Source organism: Lentisphaera profundi, assembly GCF_028728065.1.
In the GTDB taxonomy this organism is placed as follows: Bacteria; Verrucomicrobiota; Lentisphaeria; order Lentisphaerales; family Lentisphaeraceae; genus Lentisphaera; species Lentisphaera profundi.
Window position 1 is genome coordinate 1,662,134 of record NZ_CP117812.1, and the last position, 19,965, is coordinate 1,682,098.

A 19,965-nucleotide genomic window follows, 5' to 3' on the forward strand; every position below is an offset into this window, starting at 1 on the left:
TCGCAATCGCCATACTTGCGACAATGATGCCTTTATCTTCAAATGAATCAAAGGTGTAAAATGGAAAATTCAAAATGGATCTGGTGTGCGCACAAGGATGTGCACCAATACAATCAAACTGTGCACTTCAAAAAAGAATTTGAGCTTTCAGATTGCTCAGAGGCACAGCTACTCATCACCGCAGATAGCTGGTACCGCGTCAGTATCAATGGCGAGTGGGTACACGATGGTCCCGCGCGTTCCTATCCTGAGGAAATGCAGTATGATGTTCACGATATTGCTCCACTACTTCAAAAAGGGCCTAATACTATTGAAGTTATTGTCCGTTACTTTGGCATTGGCACTTTTCATCAAATACCCCAGCAAGCGGGCCTCAGAGCAGAAATACACTGTGATAATTCTATTATTGCTACAGACTCAACTTGGCTGGCGAGTCCCGCAAAAGCTTGGCAGCAATGGACTCCGAAAATCTCTATTCAGATGGAGGCGGTGGAGGCCTACGATGCCCGCTTGGATAGTCATTTTGATTGGCATGCTGCGGTAGAGCTGGAGCGACAAGTCAAGCTGACTGAGCGTAAGACGGGTCTAATGACAAAAGTTGAGCGCGTTCCACAAGAGATAGCTAATCCTGTGATTGTGAAAAAAAGCCCTGCTCGCTACTGTGTTCCCATTACACAAATTGCCCACGGTGAATTAATTGAAGCCAATTTTTATACCAGCCGCCCAGTTTTACTTGGCGCGGTATTGAAGGTACGCACTAAGCAAGAATTCAACTTTGATTCCGATGAGTGGAAAATCGCCATTGATGGCAAGCTTGTTGATAGCGCCAGCATCTCACTTGACGCTGGCCCACACACGCTAATATTCTTCTGTAATAGCTTTTATGGTCATAATAAAGATATCGGATTCCCTTGGCTCGAAATGACCGATTCATCATGGGATGAATGGCATCTCGCCGTAGCTGAAAAATTTCTCTTCTGCGATAATGACCGCCGTTGGTTCTCATTTGAAAATAAAGCCGCCAAAGAAATGGAGCAAGGATGGCAAAAATTCATTAATGATTTTGCTCAACTTTGGTCCAAGGCAGAACAAGCTTTTCCGCCATTATCTAAGAAGCTTAAGCTCCCTACAGAGCAAATATTCATGCCAGATGCGGCGGCAGAATTCTTCCACCGCGAAGAAATCTCAAAGCTCGATCCTAAGCTTAACAAGAAGATAATCACCCCTTCAAAAGATGGCACCATTGAGCTCTGTTATGATTTTGGTGAGCAAACTTGTGGCTATTTTGAATTTTCAATTGAAGCTGAAGCAGGTCTTATCATTGATCTAAATGCGGTGGAATACAGAACACCCGAAGGAATTATTCAACACACCCTGCCCTTCAATCGAAATGGTATGCGTTATATTACCAAGAAAGGCATCAATAACTTTCGCTCACTCAAGCGTCGTGCTGGTCAATACCTCTTTATGACGCTGCGAAATCAAACTACAGAGCTGGTCATTCACTCGCTAAAGATCATTGAATCCACGGCTCCAGTCGAGTCAGTTCAAGACTTTAAATCAAGTGATCCTGCCCTAGATAAAATATGGAAAATGTCTGAACGTACTCTGCAGCTATGTATGGAAGATACCTTCACCGATTGCCCTCTTTATGAACAAACCCTCTGGATTGGCGATGCTCGCAATGAGGCGCTCTATGCCTTTAGCGCTTATGGTAACTACGATGTATCCGCACGTTCTTTGGAACTTGGGGCTCAGTCTCTGCAGCAATTCCCCATGGTGGGTTGCCAAGTACCTTCTTCATGGGACTGTCTCCTACCGGCTTGGAGCTTTCTGTGGGGCATGCATGTTTGGGAGCACTACTTCTATAGCGGTGACAAAGCGCTACTTGAGAAACTCTGGCCTGCAGTTAAGCTGAACCTTGCGGGTGCAGAACAACACAAAGATATTCACGGCTTATTTAGTGGACCCTTTTGGAATTTATTGGAATGGGCTCCTATCGATCACGATAACGAAACCGTACTGCACAATAGCATGATGCTTGTAGCGGCCTTAAAAGCCGCCGAGAACTGTGCTGAAGTCCTCAATGAGCACGAGGCCAAAAGTCAATATTCCGCGCGGCGAATTGAACTCACCAAGGTAATTAACTCATTCTGGAATGAGTCCAAAAATAGCTACCCTGACGCACTACTAGATAGTACTGGACTGGCAAGTGAGAAAACCTGTCAACATACTTCCATGTTATCCATTATGTGCGGTATTGCAAGTACCGATATCTGGGATAAGGCGGTCAATAATCTCTTACATGCGCCCGCAGAGATGACCGGAATCGGCTCACCTTTTGCGATGCAATTCATGTACGAAGCCCTCGAGCAAGCTGGAGAACAGCAAGTTTTAATTGATTCTATTAGAACAAAGTTTCAGCCCATGATTGATGCGGGTTCTAGCACAGTTTGGGAAATGTTTGCCGGAAGCGATTTCGATACCCGCGGATTCCCCACCCGCAGTCACTGCCACGCCTGGGCATCGAGCCCGGTTTACTTCCTCAACCGAATTGTATTGGGTCTAATACAAATAGCGCCAGGCGGAACGGCTTTTGAAATTAGTCCGCGTCTCTGTGGTCTAACTCATGCAAGTGGTGCAACCGCAACCCCCCAAGGTGATCTAAAGGTTCACTGGAAGCGCAAGGGAGTCGACTTAATTATTGAAGTTGAATCGCCAGATAAATTTGATATCACTTTTCAAAGCAATGAAAGTCTAAAAGGACTTGATGTATCATTTAATATATTTAATTCTAATTAACAAATAAGGCAACTATCATGAAAAAACTCACTTGGCTTCTGGCAGCTTTACTCCTTAATTCCACTGTATATAGCGCAAGTAAACCGAATATCATTATCATAATGTCAGATGATTCCGGATATACTGATCTAGGCTGTTATGGTGGCGAAATTGACACACCAAACTTAGATAAAATGGCTTCCAATGGCCTACGTTTTAAAAACTTCTATAACAACGGCCGTTGCAGTCCAACTCGCGCATCGCTCATGACTGGTCGTGATTCGGCCCATGCTGGCTTTGCGGCCGGTACTCTGGGTGGATGGAATCGTGAGATGAAACAACCCAGCTACAGAGCTCGCATGCCCTATACCTTGCCGACGATTGCCGAACTCATGAAGCAATCCGGTTACACCACGATGATGACAGGTAAATGGCACCTTGGTGGCAGCCTGCTAAAATTAAACCCAGGAAGTCAAGCTTGGTGGAAGCAGACTCACCCAGGATGGGAACTCACCGAAGAAGAGATTGAAGCTGACTTCAATGCCCTACCCGCGCAGCGTGGCTTCGATAAATTCTTTGGTCTCATCGAAGGAGAAACTCACCTTTTCATGACTCCCGAGGACAAGCACGAATACCTTGAAGGCAATCAGCACACTAAGCTCAAATATGAGCAAACTTACAAGATGCACTGTTACTACGATGATGAGCAGCGTTATCCCTACACGGCTAATCACGGCAAAACATCTAAGGCCTTCTATGCCACGGACGGCATGACGGATCGTGCCATTGAAATGATCGAAGAAGCGCTTGAAGACAAATCCAAGCCCTTTTTTATGTACATGGCCTACCGCGCTCCTCACTTGCCAATCCAAGCCCCTCAAGAATTGGTAGATAAATACCTCTCACGTTATGACGACTTGGCGAAAGTTGAGATAGATCGAGTTAAAGGCCTAGCTAAGCAAGGCCTTTGGGACTCTAATAACAAGTATCGCAAGCACTTTTCTGCATGTAGAAAAGCACCTGAGAAGTATCACTTACGGGCGGCCATCCATGCTGCGATGATTGAGAAAATTGACCAGAATGTCGGTAAAATCATTGCTAGCCTAAAGAAGACCGGGGCTTTTGATAATACCCTGATTCTTTATTTTTCTGATAATGGTGCGGCTTCTCATCTAGGTCAGTTAATGAATACACCCTATTTCGGTTGCAAAGCACTCTTGTATGAGGGCGGAACTAAGACTCATTGTATCGCGCAATGGCCAAAAGTAATAAAAAAAGGTTCAATCACTGAGAGCACCGGCTGGGTGGGTGACCTACTTCCTACTTTCCTCGATATCGCTGGAGCCACTTATCCCAAGGAATTTCGTGGTGTAGCTACTTCACCTTTAGACGGTCGTAGTATCCTGCCTATCCTAGAAGGAAAAACCATGTCCCCGCCAGAGTATCTTTTCGCCAATGACAAGGGCCAACAATCCGTCATCTTCAAAGGACGCTGGAAGCTACTCATTGAGCCGGGTTGGTATGTCCTAACCAATAAAAAACCAGGCATTTCTTATGAGCTCTACGACTTGCAAGAAGACCCAGCCGAACGAATTAATCTAGCTAATAAGCAGCCCGAAATCGTCGATCAACTTCGCAAAGTCTGTGCACAATGGCAACAAGATAACGGTATACTCGACTATGGTGAATTACTCAAAACACGTCCCAATTTTAGTAAGTAACATAAGGCTTAATCATCGAATGTACTAAGCGCGGCGGCAAGCACCAACTCACCTTCAGGTCAATTTATTACCGGCCTCGAGAAGGTACTTGTCGGGGGCTCGAGGGGAAACAAATCTCTTTCCTATGAGCAGCACCTAAAACAAATAGCGCCGTCAGCTGATGAGTCGTAAAGAAAGTTACTTATTGAAAAACCATCTGTAAGGATAAAGCTTTCTATTTATTATTAAGAAACTAGATTACCATTACTATCAACCAAGACTTAAAAGTGATTTATTATGGCTAGAAAAAAACTATCAATTTCGGTTTACTCACTTGCGAAGGAGCTGGGGGTTTCACCTGCCACGGTATCCAAAGCCTTGAATAATGCTGATGATATAGCGCTAAAAACAAAGAATAAAATCATCGCTAAAGCCGAAGAATATGGTTTTAAACCCCAAGTTTTACAGAGTAACTACCTCAATCTCTGTGCCATTATTGAACTCCCAGAAAAGTCCCCTACCATTTTTTCGCCTTACATTAATAGCGTGCTTGAGGGAATGTGGGATTACACTAGTCAGAATAATATGGAAACTTCCATATTTGTGCAAAGCACCGACTTTCTAAATGATGTCAATCTACTCAAGCTACTCTCTCGTCGACGAGTCAATGGAATTCTCTTAATCAACTGTGGTCAAGATAGTGAATATGTTAAGCACCTAATTGATAACAACATACCCTTTTGCTCACTTCAAAGTCATGCGGGCACACTAGAGCACCCCGTGATCCGTTTAGATGGTACTAAACCACTCTATGAAGCAACTAAGCACCTCATCGATTTGGGCCATAGCAAGATCGCTTATCTCAATGAGTTGGTGGACAAAGAAATTGGTGACCAGCGCTTTATGGGCTATAAAAATGCCCTTAAGGATGCGGGCATCGCTTTAGACCCGAGTATCATTTTTGAAAATCCTGACCCCGCGGCCATCAAAGATGGCTACGAATTTGGTTTTACAGGAATCCATAGCCTACTACAGGATAAACAACATTTTACAGCTGCGATCAGTAGTAGTATCCCTGTCGCCATGGGTGCGATGCGAGCCTTGAATCAAAATAAAATCCAAATTCCTGAGCAATGTTCCATCATTTCTTGTGATGACTCACCTGGCGCACCCTACTTAAGTCCACCTCTCACCTGTATAAATTTTGCCAACAGAAATTTAGGATTTGCCGCCGCTAAATGGGTTCATCAAATGATTGATGGATCAGCGCCAGAAAATGTCCCCTATGAGATGTGGATGGAAAGCAGCCTCATCCTCAGAAAAAGTACTACTAAGTGCCCTACAGACTAAAGTATAATTTCACTCGATTACTTAGTTAAGACAGCCTAAAAGTCTTGGGTCAGTGAAGCTCATTATTGACTGGTCGAGAAATGGCAATTTCTCGCAGGCAAAGTTCGAGGGGAACAGGCTCCCTCTCGTAGACGAAGCCTTCAGCTACTTTATCTCGAGGAATTTTAGTGGTAGCTCTTTTCCTGTGGAGTTTTACGATAGCTAATGGATTCAGGTATAAGCCTCAGGTGAGTATATCTTTCCAGACATGGCCATGAACATCGGTGAGTCGCATATCTCGTCCAGAGAAACGATAAGTTAGCTTCTCGTGATTGATCCCGAGTTGGTGCAATACCGTGGCCCAAAGGTCGTACACGGTGGAAACCTTATCAACGGCGTAATAACCCAGTTCATCAGTAGCACCATAAACTGAACCACCTTTGACGCCACCGCCGGCCATCCAGAGTGAGAATCCGTAGGGGTTGTGATCACGACCATTGGAGCCCTGCGAGAAAGGCGTACGGCCAAATTCACCCGTAAAGACAACCAGCGTTTCATCCAATAAACCGCGTTCTTTAAGGTCAGTTAAAAGGGCCGCAATAGGCTGATCCACATGATCCGCCATGGCTTTGTGACCATTTGGTAGGTTTCCATGTTGATCCCAGGGATTAGCCGCTCCGCCACCACCGCCACCGCCCGCTTTACAGCAGGAGAGTTCCACAAAGCGAACGCCGCGTTCAACGAGTCGACGCGCCATGAGGCATTGCTTGGCGTATTCAGACTTATTTTTATCTTTATCATTGACACCATAGGCATCGAGCGTTGCTTTCGATTCCTTTGATATATCGGTGAGTTGGGGTACTGACTCCTGCATTTCATAGGCCGTTTCAGTATTTTTCACTGAAGAAACAATGGCTTCTTCGTAAGCAATTTTTTTAGAGAAACGCTGATCGAGTTTTTTGACTAAACTGAGCATCTCAGTCTGTTTCTTATCTTGCATCCATGGTTGAATATTGGGTACCGCTTGATCACCGGAAATATTGAAAATGGAACCTTGATGAACCGCTGGTAGGAAGGCATTGCCATAAACACTCACTCCACCGTGCATAATACCCGCATTTTTGGTTTTGAGTACAACGTAGCTCGGCAGATTTTTATTCATCGTACCACAGCCATAACTCACCCAAGCACCTGCAGAGGGGTAACCAAGGAAAGGAAAACCAGTATGCATAAAAAAGTTCCCTTGAGCGTGTTCAGAAAACTTAGCCGTCATGGAGCGAACGATCGCAATATCATCAATTTTCTCATTAATTTTTGGAAAGAGATTAGTAAGTTCAATCCCTGATTGACCATATTTTTTCGATTCCCAGGGACTCTGAAAAATGTTACCATTATTATCGAACTGCGTTTTTTGGACCTTCATCGGCATCGGCTTGCCATGCATTTTTTTGAGTAATGGCTTCGGGTCGAAGGAATCTACATGAGAAACACCACCTGACATGTAGAGAAATATTACGGACTTAGCTTTTGCTTTATGATGAAACTTCGGCTTATACTCTGCGGCCTCCGCAGAGTTAATCATCCCCGAAAGAGCCGATGCGCTCACTCCCATAGAAGTGAGTTTCATAAAGTCACGACGATTGATATTAGTAGACATATATGAACTCCTTTGAATTAAGAAGAGCTAATGAAAGCTCATTATTTTCGTGGCTTTTTAAATATTCTAAGCAGGCATCTATTTCGGCCTGTTCAGGACTCCTGCCATAGAGCCGGTTATAGAGCTTAATAATATAAGCCACGGCTCCTTTTCCTTTTGTCTCTTGTTCAGCAATTTTCGTTAGATGATTGCTCATGTTTTTGGCAATGGGCCCATTCATTAGCAAAAGAGCTTGAGCTGGGACATTAGTGATATTTCTCTTACTCATGGTCGTCATGGGAACTGGAAAATCAAAGCTTTCGTTAAATTTATCCAAACTATTTCTAATAATATTGTGGTGCATTGTACGGTAGTTTTTTCCCCCCACATAATGAAGACTATCTTTGATTGCTTCGACATCGAGGCGACGTGGGGTGTAGTAAGTCAGGTAAGTATTTAAGGGGTCTTTTTCCAGATTAATCTCGGCGGCTTCAGATGATAATTGAAAAGTCTGCGATGTGACCATCTTGCGCAAAGCCGTTTTAATTGACCAGTTATTTTCCTCAAAATCTAGTGCTAGGTAATCCAGTAATTCCGGATGTGTTGGCTTCTTACCCAAGAGACCAAAGTTATCGGTGGAAGTCACAATCCCGTTGCCAAAAACATAATTCCAAAGACGGTTGACGAGTACTCGAGATTTGAGTGAATTGGTGTCTGAAGTGATATCCTGCGCTAGTTGAAGGCGTCCCGAATTTTCTGAATTGTACTTCTTGTCTGAAAAGACTTCTAAGAAGCCTCTTGGAACTTCATGGCTCTCTTTTTTGTAATCTCCGCGAACGAAAAGCTTTGAGTTCACGACTTCACTTTCGTGCAAACCCGGAGCTCTTTGTGGAATAATAATTTCTTTTTCCAAGTCTCTATATTTCTGAATGAGTTTTTGAAGTTTAGGGGGCATCGAAGCTAGCTCATTATTGAGAAGGCCTTCTTTTAACATAAGGTTCACATACTTTGCTTCCGCATCACTAGCTTTGCCCTGCTTCCAATTATTGAGGGATTGAATCAAGGCTTTTTGAAAAGCCGCCAATAATTCATGCTCATTTTTGATTTCTAGATTTTCGCCAAGTATCTCAATGAAATTGATCGGGATATTCCGAGGCGCATCTTCTGCGATAATTAACTCTGTCATCCCGAACCAACTACGATCAGATTTTCTTGGACCATGAACTGCGTCTTTTGCCGTTCTAATTTCAAAATGCAGGCGGTCATCACGCCAGTAATCCCATTTGCGATTTACTGAAAACCATTTGCTTCCATCTTGTTCTTTAAATTCATGGGTTGGGTGAAGTAGTCCGTGACTTAAGGGATAATTTCTTACTGGCGTTTTTGCAGATGACTTGCCTCCAACACTGTTTAGCCAAATACCTTTTTGAGTCGCTCGAAAATTATTACTCATCAGAACCGCCGCATGCTTATCTGAGATGAGGTGGGAATAAACACCTCTCGGATAAATGCCCGTGACGGCATATTCATTTTCACCAAAGAGGGCAAAACTACCTGCTGGACTTACTTTATTTGCCGTTGAATTACCTGATATTCGAAGTTTATCGAGATCGCTTTGCTTACCGAAGTCTAGGTAGAGATCAGCTGAAGCACGTAACTTGGCATTGTGCTCCACAGCACTTTTTAGATCTATTTTGAGTCGAGATAATTTATTTTGTAATTCTTTGTTATTTCTAAACTTCAACAAATCAAAGGGCTTTGATCTCTCCAAAAACAGCTTTTGTTCACGCTCTTTTTCAAATAAGGCGACTTCTTTTTTTGATCTTTTCTTAGCATGTTTTTTGCGCATTGCCTTGCTGATGGCAATAGTTTGATTAGCCCTTTGATGCAGAGCCTTGAAATCATACTTTTGAGTAAGCCAATAATCCGCCAGCTCTTGGTGAATTTCTTTTTTGAGCTCAGCAATTTCTTTCTTATTAATTTCCAGTTGATCGGGAGTGTTGATAATCACATTACCAATCTTTGTGGAATCTAAAACCCCGTAGAAACGATGAAAATCGTCTTGGCTAATGGGATCAAACTTGTGATGGTGACAGCGGGCACAGGAAACAGTGATTCCGAGCATGGCTTTGGACACGACATCAATTTGATTATCAGTTGCAGTGACTTGCTCAGCATAAGCATCAGTCACACCAAAGCCGTAGGGATTCATACGGAAATGAGCAGGGCCAATCGCCGATTCATTAATTTTTAATTCTTTATTGATACGAGGACTCTTGAGGAGGTCGCCGGCAATATGTTCAGTCAAAAGCTGCTCATAAGAAATATCATCATTGAGCGCTCTGACTAAATAATCTCTGTAAACATCTGCATAGGGAATCACTGGATCACCTTCTGAGCCATGTGTATTGGCAAAGCGATACCAATCCATCCAATGACGTGCCCAACGTTCACCAAATTCTGGTGAATTTAAAAGTTTATCGACATATTTTTCAAAATTATTCTGACTTGGATTCTTTTTAAATTCTAGGACGTCTTGGTAGTCGGGAGGAAGTCCAATAAGCACTAAAGAGGCGCGACGAATCAGCGTTTCCGGTTTTGCTTTACCCAGAGGAACAAGCTCATTCTCCTCTTGTTTTTGAGCCACAAAGGCGTCAATAGGGCTTTTTTGAAAACGAGTATTTTTCACTTTTGGAACTGGGTGATTTTTAAGTTCTTCAAATGACCACCACTTGGCTCGTTTATCACGCACTGTTGCCCAGGGGATCGCATTTTCTAAATCTTTCTTTGTGGGCTTTGTTGTACGCGGGTCAGGCGCCCCCATGTCGATCCATTTTGCGAAGTTCGCAATGACTTCGGGAGAAAGCTTTGGCGCTTTAGCGGGCATTTCCATATCTTCTTCTTCATGGCGAATACTCGCCATCAAAAAACTATCTTTAGAATTGCCGGGAATCAAGGTGTCGCCCCAATCACCGCCTTCCAAGAAGGGCTCTTTCCAATCAAGAGCCAAGCCACCCTTTTTCTTACCGCCCTCTTCTTTGCTCAAGCTATTGTGACAATCATAACAGCTTTCCGCCAGCACGGGGCGGATATGAGTTTCGAAGAATTCATAGCCCTGATTAGCTAAAAGTTCACTAGCGCAGATGAGTAAGCTTATAAAAGTTAGTTTTGTCTTCATTGTATGACTGCTCTCTTTAATACTTAATTAATATGATAACTAATCCCATAACGCTTAACTTGCAAGCTTATTGTGTCAAATGTTAATATTTATTTTTAAAATGTAATGTAAATGTAAATATGAAAGACTTATAAAAGCGGGCAATGAAGCTGCTAAAGCAACTTCAGCTCAAGCTTATTTTGGCTCCCAGTTTTTAATGATTTTCACCTGACGACCTTCATTTTCCACTGCCTTGATTACTGCACACGACTTTTTGCACAAACTTAAGAAAGCTCAGCTTGATAAGCGCTAAATCAAATCACTCAATAGTGAGGTTCAAATATTCCTTAAAGTTTCATTTCAATCTTCTATTCATACGTTTATAAATACTATTATTTTCACGTTTACCCACTGAAATAACATAGATGATCATTTCATTATTAATGACTTCATACGCCAATCTATAACCTGAACTTCTAAGTTTAATCTTATACAGGTTTGAGTGCCCAGAAAGTTTATTTTGTTCAATACGGGGTTCATTCAACACTTTTTCTAACTTCTTTTTAAATTGTTCTTTTATCGTGTGTCCAAGTTTATCCCATTCTTTTTTCGCAGAAGGCAAAAAGCTTAAATCATAACTCATCAAGTGTCACTTTTATAGCTTGAGATTTTTCCTTAATTCTCTCTTTATGAATTTGGATCAACTCCAAATCTTCAATGTAATTCATCATATTTTCATAGCTGTCCGCAGAAATAAGATAGGCTGTTGGTGTATTATGGTTTAAAATAACGATGGGACTCCCCTCTGATTCATTCAATAAAGCAGTTGGGTTTTTTTTCAATTCTGAAATACTTGCACTGTAATCACTTAGAAGACTCTGCATAATAAAATCCTTAAATAAGTTCTTAAATAGATACTTATATTAGACCTAATATAAATGCATTACAATCTTATATCTAATAAAACATCACCCCAACATTTCCCCTAGATCCTCCACATCAAGTTTGGCGTAGTGCTGAATTGAGCTGAGGAAAGCATGACCAAGGAACTTTTGTACGAGGTAAATATTTACGTCATCTTTGATGAGCGGGATTGTTCGATCCTGCACAGTGAGTGACAGGTGTAAGCGATGAGCCTAGCGCACTTAGCGTATTTTTTGAAGGCTCGTGAAACCCCTTTGCTTAATTATTTATTCTCAGGTGTTTTAATATATTTCACCCGACGGCCTTCATTGAGTCCTGCAATTTTTGATTGAGCTTTTTTCACTTCATTTAAACCTGAATGAAGCGTGTACTCTAAATGATAATTGATACTCTCACCAGCTTTGATTTTTGGTAAGCGCCCCATTTTACGTTCATGTGAACGATTCGCCGGAAAGGTATTGCCTGGCTCAAGGCCTGTTACATAGCCATTTTCCAGGCTGTCTTCATTTTTCCACTGAGTTAAATACGGAAGAGAATCGGTATTAAAACTAAAGGAAACCGCTTTATCAGCCTTTTTATTATGCAGCATAAAATGGGCAAAGCCATTTTTATCCGCAAAAGGGACAATCTGATAGACTTTCTCATCCGCCCACACTTTGGCTGAGGCATCGTAAACTTGATAGCTATCAAGGCTTTTAGCAGCATAATCATTGAAGGGCTGAACTTCTGCAATGGTACCTTCCAAACGTGAGCCTGCTTCAAGTAGTTCTTTTGCGAAGTTCGCATGATAGAGAACTTGGAATTCTTTTTCTTGTGAAGAATTATTTGTCACTACATCATCGAAGCGAAAGCTATGGGAACCAGGAATAGTCGAAATAGTCGTTTCCAAAGTGAAATTGGCGCCCTTGAACCAAACTTCATTAACAATTCCCGTCACGCTAATGCGATGCGGGGGAAGCTTATCCACTTTTACAGTAAGTTCCGATGCTGGAATATGAGCGATGCGACCATGCAAAGTCATGAGACGACCATCATCATCACCTGGGTGCCCTGAGTATTCGAGTCCGCAGCGCACCATCCATTCATTGAAAGAATCGAGCCAACCTAGGCCACCATTTATATTGAGGTTGACATTGCGAGGATGAACAATTTCTTTGACCGGTGAATCCCAGCCTAAGGTGATATCTTTTGAACGCACGCTCATGACATTCATCCCACGAGTAGGAATAATGTCGATTTCAATTTCACCATTATTTATGGTGACGAGTTCGACGCCTTCTTGCATTCCACCGTGAAGTGTTTTCTTAGTCACCGACCAGTCTGCAGTTGCGCCCACTCCAAAATCTGCAGCTGTATAAGCCCCATCACTAAGGCTGATGTTTTTCTCTACCGAACTGAGAGTAATTTCGCTGTCAGCTGTTTTATGCATTTGGCAAGATGTGGCTACAGTTAAGGCACATATGCCGAATAAAAAATGTTTCATATATATCTCTCATTATTAATTAAATAAATCAACTAATGCCTGACGCATCACATCGGCATTTACATCTTTTCCTGACCAATATTTGATCGCAATCTTTCCCTGATTAACTAACATACCAAGACCATCAATTGTCGTACAGCCCAGCGCCGTAGCTTCTTTAATAAATTGCGTTTGCGGGGGATTGGGGATGACGTCAGAAACAATCATATTTGATTTTAAAGTACTCATATCTATAGGGACTTTTGTGGCATCAGGATAGAGACCAATATTGGTGGCATTGATGACGATGTCGACGTTTGCGGGAACCGCAACTTCGCCGTCCAATTGAATAAACTCCCCACTTGCAGCTGTATTTTTCTCTACGAGTTCAGCCAAGTCTTGACCGCTACTTTTGCTACGATTGACAATGATGATTTTTTTTGCATTCTCGAGAGCGCATTCGATCGCAATGGCGCGCGCAGCACCACCTGCACCTAGGATAAGGATGGATTTCCCTTCTATCTTGGTGACCTGACTGAGTGATTCCGTATAACCTTTACCGTCAGTGTTTTCGCCGATATACAAGCCATCGCGCTCAACCACACAATTTACCGCACCCATAAGTTCAGCGGATTCTCCGAGCCCATCGAGCAAGGGAATTATATTTTGTTTGTGGGGTAAGGTGCAATTAAAACCTTTATAACCCATAGCTTTGACACCTTCAAAAGCCGCCTTGAGCTTATCTTTGGGGACTTCGGTACTTATGTAGCGGTACTTCATCTTTTCATGTTTGAATACAGCTTCCATCATAAATTCAGTAGGGTTTTCCCAAACGGGCATCCCAAAATTAGCAATCAGTGTATTTTGGCAATTGACTATTCCAGACATAATAAGGACCTCTATTTCTTTTTGATTTTATCGATAATAATCGCGGCCAGAATAACGCAGCCCAGAACAATTTGCTGAGTATTCGAACTAATCGCCATGAGATTCATGCCATTGTTGATGACTTCAATGATCGCACAGCCAATCAGCGTGCCGATGATTTTCCCTTGCCCACCCATGAGACTGGTTCCACCAACGACCACTGCAGCAATAACATTGAGCTCCCAAGTTTGACCGAACTCACCGCTACCGGAATTGAGCTCCGAGGCCATAACCACCCCCGCAATACCCGCCATCACTCCAGAGATTGTATAAACAATCATCAGCACGCGCTTCACCGGAACACCAGATAAACGAGCGGCTTCTTCATTGCCACCAATAGCGTAGATTTGACGTCCCAAAACGGTTTTATGCATGACAAAATATGCAATGGCATAGAGCGCCACCATGAGGATAATGGGGTTGGGATTCTGACCCAACCAAGAGATATCGGGCAAGCCTACTTTTATAGTACGGTTACCCGTAAGATTGAGCGCGAGACCGCGGGCAATGAGCATCATCGCTAAGGTCACAATAAAGGAAGGGATTTTGAAAGCTGTGGTCATCGCTCCCGAGAGAAATCCACAAAAGCCAGCAGCTGAAATCCCCGCCACGAAGGCGACGGCAATCATGAAGGGACTACTGGAGTTATTAAAGCCATTTTGCAATGTCAGAGTCGCGACTACCGTGGCCAGTGCTACGAGGCTACCAACCGAGAGGTCGATACCCGCGGTGATGATAATCATGGTCATACCAATGGCAATAATCGCGGTCTTGGCGGTTTTATCAGGAAGCGTTTTTAGATTGCTAGCTTTGAGGAAACTTGAGACATTTTCATTTTTGGGCGTGAGGATTTGACTCTTTTTAAACTTATCGACGTTATTGAAGAAAGTCCAATTACCCGTTTTTTTACTACAGGCAATTAAACAGTCTTGGGAAACTGTAGCTGCTAAGTCCTTAAGTCCAGCCTTGGCTTTGGTTGGCTCTGATGTAGCGATGATATGGATCTCTACACCTTTATCTCGCAAGGCTTCTTCAAAGCCTTGTTTGACTTGGCCGTCATCAGGTGAAGTCCCCACAATCAAGACGACTTCTTTGGCTCCAGCAGCAAGAGTTTTTTCTGCTAACTGAGTGCCCGCACCATAACCTTCTGCCGTTTGCTCTTTAAAAGTACTTAAGGAAAAAATGACAAAAAGTAGCGCCAAAACAAGCAGCATGCCATAGTCCGTTAAAAAAGATGATAGTTTAGTTTTCATGAATGATTTCCCTAGTGAATTGCGTGATCTAATAAAATTTCTTGAGTGGTGTTTTTGACGTCTTTGACTTCTGCGGAGACCTGACCAGAACGCATCACCATGATTCTATCTGACATGCCCATAACCTCAGGAAGCTCTGAGCTAATCATAATGATCGCTTTACCCTGTTCGGCGAGTTTATTGATCAACATGTAGATTTCGTATTTGGCTCCCACATCGATGCCTCGAGTGGGTTCATCAATAATCACCACTTCGCAGTCTTGTTCGAGCCACTTGGCTAAAACGACTTTCTGTTGATTCCCTCCCGAGAGGTTTTTGGCCAATTGTTCTTGATTGGGAATTTTGATCAGCATATTCTTTACATGCTCCGCAAAACTCACTTTTTCTTGCTTGGCATTAATGATGCCAAACTTGGAGAATTTTCCAAGATTGGGCAATCCAAAATTTTCACGAACCGAATGAATCAAGACGAGGCCCTGCCCCTTTCTATCCTCAGTTAACAGTCCGATGCCATGAGCGATCGCATCGCGCGGAGCATCTATTTTTAATTCTTTGCCATGTAGCTTTATTGTACCTGAGTCACGTTTATCGGCGCCAAAAATCAGACGCATGAGTTCAGTCCTTCCTGCGCCTACTAAGCCGGTGAAACCAAGCACTTCGCCTGCATGAACTGTGAAAGAAACCTTCTTGACATCTTTTGAACTCATATCAGTGACCTCCAGTACGGGAGCACCAATCTTGTGATAATGCTTAGGGAATTCATTTTCGACTTTGCGACCTACCATCATCTCAATCATTTCTTGACGGTTTATATCTTCAATATTCTTGCTTCCAATATATTCCCCATCGCGCATCACCATGACTCGAGTCGCTATATCAAAAATCTCATCGAGACGGTGACTAATATAGATAATTCCGATACCCTGTTTTTGTAAATCACGGATGATTTTAAAGAGGCCTTCAACTTCTTGCGGAGTTAAAGTTGCACTAGGTTCATCCATCACCAAGAGGCTCACATCCGTGGATAAAGCCTTAACAATCTCTACAATCTGTTGCTCAGCAGTACTCAGCTGATTGCAGATCGTCTCGGGATCAATTTCTATACCAATTTTTTGAAAGAGCTCTTTGGCATGGCGCTGTTCTTCTTTTTTATTAATGACCCCACTCTGAGCTTTAGGTCTTCCAAGAAAAATATTCTCGCGCACAGTCAGATGAGGTATGAGATTGAACTCTTGATAGATAATTCCAATACCCGCATCTTGTGAAGTTTGTGGATTATCAATTTCAATGATTTTACCCTTGAGCTCAATCGTGCCTTCGGTCGCTTGATGGGCTCCACCAAGCATTTTGATCAGCGTACTTTTACCCGCACCATTTTCCCCCATCAGGGCGAGAACTTCTCCAGGATAAAGGTCCATGTCGATGCCCTTGAGCGCATGCACCCCTGGAAATCGTTTATGGATACCCCGCATTTTGAGCAGTGTTTGAGAATGTTCAGACATTTTTTGTCAGTTTACTTGAGTAAGGGATCGTTTTGAGCATCGGCCTGGAAGTAGAGCTTGGTATCAATCAAGATTTCTGACTTGACTTCATCACCATTTTTATAAGCTAACATTTGTTGAACCGCAAGCCTACCAATTTCTTTTGGAAACTGAATCGGATCCGCATAAATTTCGCCGCGTAAAATGGCTTCTTTTCCAATGCGTTGACCATCGAAACCAATGATCTTTATATCTTTGAGCTTATCGGCCTTTTTAAGGGCCACAACCGCACCAAGTGCTGAGGGATCATTGATTGCAAAGATTCCCTTGAGGTCGGGATTGGCATTGAGCTGATCTTCTGTTGCTTTTTTACTGGGCTCTTCAGAAGCGGCTCCATCGAGTTCTGCGACAATGACGATTTTCTTACTTGGATTCGCTTCGTTATGTGCGCTGATCACTGCTTTAAAACCATCTACACGTAAAATACAGGATTGAGCTTTTTTATAGTCCAAAATTAAAATCTTTCCGCCATTCGGTAGCCCCTGGATCATCGCCTTCGCAGCTAGTTTACCACCACCAAAATTATCTGTCATTACATTACAGACCACCTTAGCATCCTTATCGCTACAGCCCGTATCTGCAGTAAAAACGGGGATGCCTGCTGCGTTGGCTGCTTTGATTGGCTGACCTATGGCTAAGGTATCTTTTGGTGCGATGATGATGGCATCGGCTTTTTGCGAAATAAAATCATTTATTTGCTTGGATTGCTTATCGGCGTCATCACCCGAGAGGATCACCACTTCATAGCCGTGCTTCTCAGCCTCTTCTTTAGCGGCATTAGTGAGTTCAACAAAAAAGGGATTTGCCAGAGTCATGACGGTAATGCCTAAAAGCTTTTTGTTTTCTTGACCTTCAGTTTTTGCCGAGTTTGTAGACTTAGTTTTATTCTCACCACAGCCGGTGACTAGTGCAAGTACCACACTTAAGATAAGTAAGTTAATAATCTTCATTATACGTATTCCATTTTTTGTTTTAATAAGATGGGAAGTTCGACGGTGGCGCCTTTTTGAGTGCAGACAAACGCTGCAATTTCGGAGGCTAATTCTTGAGATTTGGGGATGGTCATGCCACGAAGATAGTTGATAATGAAGCTGGCGGTGAATGAATCTCCCGCACCAACCGTATCTACAACTTTACATTTAACTGCAGGCTGATCCGAAACAGCGTCTTTACTAATAATGCGACTTCCTTCTGCTCCAAGCGTAAAGATCACGAGCTCAAGTTGGTAGCGCTCAATAATAGCACCCAGCGTGATGTCGAGTAATTGTTCGATAATGGGCAATTCATCTTCGTTAAGCTTTAGAAAGTCACAGGCTTTTAAAGAGGCTTCAATGATTTCGGTGTTATAAAAATCTTGACGCAGATTAATATCAAAAAGGACTTTAGCACTCGGCTTTTTATGGGTAAGGGCACGATAAATAGTTACCCTGCTCTGTTCATGGCGTTGGGCCAAACTTCCAAAAACAATTAAATCAGCCTCCGAACTTAAACGCTGCAACTCTGGAGTAAAGGCAATATAATCCCAACTGCAATTATCATTAAATTGATATTGAGCATGTCCTTCATCATCAATCAGAATATCAACTTTCCCTGTGGAGTACTCATTAGCCTCTGCGAGTAGATTGATTCCACAGGATTTGATAGCGCCACTGAGTTCAGTGCCAAGCTGATCATTACCAATAGCTGAATAGGCAGTTGCATCCGCCCCCAATTGCGCTGTGTGAAAAATAAAGTTTGCCGGTGCACCACCCCAAACCTTATGGTCGGGAAAAATATCCCAGAGTATTTCGCCAATACATAATGTTTTCATAATGAATCCCTACTTATTTCTTTACTGTTAACTCCAATATACATAAAAATCAAGTCTTTGATAACATAAAAGTATTCTTAATGATATATAAATGTAAATTATATACTCCTTGATCCACCTAATAAGATCGGACACGGACCACATGAAGGCAAAAAAAGCTCCAAGCCTGCTGGCCTGGAGCTTTTTTTTATCTAGAAGAGTCTGATTAGTTCGATGACTCACGCAAAATAAGTTCGCCATGTAATAAGACTTTACGAGCACTCATCTCTGGGTTTTTAATCCGCGAGATCATAATCTCAACTGCAGCGCTGCCTATATCACGACATGGCTGGCGGTAAGTTGTCAGTGGCGTTTTAAGAAGACGAGCATATTTGACATCGTCAAAGGCACAGATTCTGATATCCTCAGGAATATTTATACCTCTTTCATTTAGAGCAATACTTAATTCGGCTGCAGCTGCATCATTATAAACTGCTAAGGCATCAAACTTTTTATTTTTTACGATGGCATCAGCTAAATCATCGATACCAGCTTCAATCATAATTTCTTCCACAGAATCGTGTGGCATGTCTGCCTGAAGAATAGCTTCGCGCACGCCCATGAGACGCATATGCACTGTACTCGCAATATATGGACGAGTGACAAAGCCTATATTTTTACACTTTTTTTCGACTAGGTGCGAACCAATTAAAAACCCAGCTTCAATATTATTTATCCCAATGACATCGAATTCGCTTTTAAGCGGCGGAGATGCAATGTCTCGATCTAAAAGAACTACAGGGATATTAGCATTCTGAAAGAGTTTTATAATGCGCTCATTGACTTCTTGAGCATCAGCAATGAGTTCAAGAGGAGTGAAAAATACACCGTCAACATCCTGTGAAACGTACTTTTGGGCAAGTTGTTCGGCTATATCACTAGCCTTTCCTAGTGGTGAACCACCCCCACCCCAAAGAAGATTGAAATTGTGTGAATCGGCCAAGTTGGCAATTTGGCCACAGATGGGCTCAAAAATCTCCGTCTCACCCAGTGAGGGAATGAGTAAGCCAAGGCTTAATTCCAAAGACCCACTTTTCTTTGGTCGGTTCTTTAAATACGTTCCAAAGCCCGCTTTCCGACCTAAAACATTTTCTTCCACGAGTCTTTGTACTGCTTTCGCTACCGTGGGCCGACTCGTATTAAATTTTTCTGATATTTGTAAATCCGTTGGTAATAATTCGCCCATGGCATAGGCGCCCGAATCGATTTCCTTCTTGAGGAATTCGTAAATTTCTTGTGTTTTACTTTTTCGACTTTTCATATGTAAATGTTACTCAAATGTAATTATATTCAAGTACTGCCTTATCAAAATCCTCAAAAGATCCATAACTTTTATCCTTAAGCACACTTTAATTTAGAGGTAATATTAAAACTTGCTATTTTATAGAATCAATTCATAGGGAAAA

The 19,965-nt window shown here is 42.5% G+C and carries 14 protein-coding genes; 3 read left to right on the forward strand and 11 right to left on the reverse strand.

Annotation, left to right across the window (positions count from 1 at the left end; all coding sequences use genetic code 11):
* Positions 1–60: 60 nt before the first annotated feature.
* The 3 genes from PQO03_RS17840 (at position 61) to PQO03_RS17850 (ending at position 5,831) form a co-directional block, all read left to right on the forward strand.
* The gene (locus PQO03_RS17840; RefSeq protein WP_274152235.1) at positions 61–2,802 is read left to right on the forward strand and encodes an alpha-L-rhamnosidase-related protein; all 2,742 of its coding nucleotides are present in this window, start codon (positions 61–63) and stop codon (positions 2,800–2,802) included.
* 17 nt (positions 2,803–2,819) lie between these two features.
* Positions 2,820–4,502, forward strand: coding sequence for a sulfatase-like hydrolase/transferase (locus PQO03_RS17845; protein WP_274152237.1), 1,683 nt, complete (start codon positions 2,820–2,822; stop codon positions 4,500–4,502).
* Between the two features lie 276 nt (positions 4,503–4,778).
* The gene (locus tag PQO03_RS17850) at positions 4,779–5,831 is read left to right on the forward strand and encodes a LacI family DNA-binding transcriptional regulator (RefSeq protein WP_274152239.1); all 1,053 of its coding nucleotides are present in this window, start codon (positions 4,779–4,781) and stop codon (positions 5,829–5,831) included.
* 223 nt (positions 5,832–6,054) lie between these two features.
* Here the strand turns inward: PQO03_RS17850 and PQO03_RS17855 are convergent, their stop codons facing one another.
* From PQO03_RS17855 to PQO03_RS17905, 11 genes are all read right to left on the reverse strand, one after another.
* A complete protein-coding gene (locus PQO03_RS17855; protein WP_274152241.1) occupies positions 6,055–7,467 on the reverse strand; it encodes a DUF1501 domain-containing protein in 1,413 nt (470 codons plus the stop codon).
* Positions 7,457–10,624 (reverse strand): PSD1 and planctomycete cytochrome C domain-containing protein, encoded by a 3,168-nt coding sequence (locus PQO03_RS17860; protein ID WP_274152242.1) that lies wholly within the window; start codon positions 10,622–10,624, stop codon positions 7,457–7,459. The genes PQO03_RS17855 and PQO03_RS17860 overlap by 11 nt, the downstream gene beginning before the upstream one ends.
* Positions 10,625–10,958: 334 nt before the next feature.
* Positions 10,959–11,246, reverse strand: coding sequence for a type II toxin-antitoxin system RelE family toxin (locus PQO03_RS17865; protein ID WP_274152244.1), 288 nt, complete (start codon positions 11,244–11,246; stop codon positions 10,959–10,961).
* Positions 11,236–11,487 (reverse strand): type II toxin-antitoxin system Phd/YefM family antitoxin, encoded by a 252-nt coding sequence (locus tag PQO03_RS17870; RefSeq protein WP_274152246.1) that lies wholly within the window; start codon positions 11,485–11,487, stop codon positions 11,236–11,238. The genes PQO03_RS17865 and PQO03_RS17870 overlap by 11 nt, the downstream gene beginning before the upstream one ends.
* 302 nt (positions 11,488–11,789) lie before the next feature.
* Complete coding sequence (locus tag PQO03_RS17875; RefSeq protein WP_274152247.1) at positions 11,790–13,010, reverse strand: aldose 1-epimerase family protein; 1,221 nt, start codon at positions 13,008–13,010, stop codon at positions 11,790–11,792.
* A gap of 15 nt (positions 13,011–13,025) precedes the next feature.
* Complete coding sequence (gene aroE, locus PQO03_RS17880; RefSeq protein WP_274152249.1) at positions 13,026–13,877, reverse strand: shikimate dehydrogenase; 852 nt, start codon at positions 13,875–13,877, stop codon at positions 13,026–13,028.
* A gap of 11 nt (positions 13,878–13,888) precedes the next feature.
* Positions 13,889–15,169, reverse strand: coding sequence for an ABC transporter permease subunit (locus PQO03_RS17885; protein ID WP_274152251.1), 1,281 nt, complete (start codon positions 15,167–15,169; stop codon positions 13,889–13,891).
* Positions 15,170–15,180: 11 nt separating this feature from the next.
* Positions 15,181–16,671 (reverse strand): sugar ABC transporter ATP-binding protein, encoded by a 1,491-nt coding sequence (locus PQO03_RS17890; protein ID WP_274152252.1) that lies wholly within the window; start codon positions 16,669–16,671, stop codon positions 15,181–15,183.
* 11 nt (positions 16,672–16,682) lie between these two features.
* Positions 16,683–17,660, reverse strand: a complete 978-nt coding sequence (locus tag PQO03_RS17895; RefSeq protein ID WP_274152254.1) for a substrate-binding domain-containing protein — start codon at positions 17,658–17,660, stop codon at positions 16,683–16,685.
* Positions 17,660–18,520 (reverse strand): carbohydrate kinase family protein, encoded by an 861-nt coding sequence (locus PQO03_RS17900; protein ID WP_274152255.1) that lies wholly within the window; start codon positions 18,518–18,520, stop codon positions 17,660–17,662. Before PQO03_RS17900 ends, PQO03_RS17895 begins: the two co-directional genes overlap by 1 nt.
* Positions 18,521–18,725: 205 nt before the next feature.
* Positions 18,726–19,820 carry a substrate-binding domain-containing protein gene (locus PQO03_RS17905; protein ID WP_274152257.1) on the reverse strand — a complete coding sequence of 365 codons (1,095 nt, stop codon included), beginning with the start codon at positions 19,818–19,820 and terminating at the stop codon, positions 18,726–18,728.
* Between the last annotated feature and the right edge of the window lie 145 nt (positions 19,821–19,965).

Bases quoted from the DNA above. Each gene is read 5' to 3' on its own strand.
- PQO03_RS17905 (WP_274152257.1), bottom strand. From the start codon at position 19,820: ATGAAAAGTCGAAAAAGTAAAACACAAGAAATTTACGAATTCCTCAAG.
- PQO03_RS17875 (WP_274152247.1), bottom strand. From the start codon at position 13,010: ATGAAACATTTTTTATTCGGCATATGTGCCTTAACTGTAGCCACATCT.
- PQO03_RS17890 (WP_274152252.1), bottom strand. From the start codon at position 16,671: ATGTCTGAACATTCTCAAACACTGCTCAAAATGCGGGGTATCCATAAA.
- PQO03_RS17885 (WP_274152251.1), bottom strand. From the start codon at position 15,169: ATGAAAACTAAACTATCATCTTTTTTAACGGACTATGGCATGCTGCTT.
- PQO03_RS17865 (WP_274152244.1), bottom strand. From the start codon at position 11,246: ATGAGTTATGATTTAAGCTTTTTGCCTTCTGCGAAAAAAGAATGGGAT.
- aroE (WP_274152249.1), bottom strand. From the start codon at position 13,877: ATGTCTGGAATAGTCAATTGCCAAAATACACTGATTGCTAATTTTGGG.
- PQO03_RS17860 (WP_274152242.1), bottom strand. From the start codon at position 10,624: ATGAAGACAAAACTAACTTTTATAAGCTTACTCATCTGCGCTAGTGAA.
- PQO03_RS17845 (WP_274152237.1), top strand. From the start codon at position 2,820: ATGAAAAAACTCACTTGGCTTCTGGCAGCTTTACTCCTTAATTCCACT.
- PQO03_RS17895 (WP_274152254.1), bottom strand. From the start codon at position 17,660: ATGAAGATTATTAACTTACTTATCTTAAGTGTGGTACTTGCACTAGTC.
- PQO03_RS17840 (WP_274152235.1), top strand. From the start codon at position 61: ATGGAAAATTCAAAATGGATCTGGTGTGCGCACAAGGATGTGCACCAA.
- PQO03_RS17850 (WP_274152239.1), top strand. From the start codon at position 4,779: ATGGCTAGAAAAAAACTATCAATTTCGGTTTACTCACTTGCGAAGGAG.
- PQO03_RS17855 (WP_274152241.1), bottom strand. From the start codon at position 7,467: ATGTCTACTAATATCAATCGTCGTGACTTTATGAAACTCACTTCTATG.
- PQO03_RS17870 (WP_274152246.1), bottom strand. From the start codon at position 11,487: ATGCAGAGTCTTCTAAGTGATTACAGTGCAAGTATTTCAGAATTGAAA.
- PQO03_RS17900 (WP_274152255.1), bottom strand. From the start codon at position 18,520: ATGAAAACATTATGTATTGGCGAAATACTCTGGGATATTTTTCCCGAC.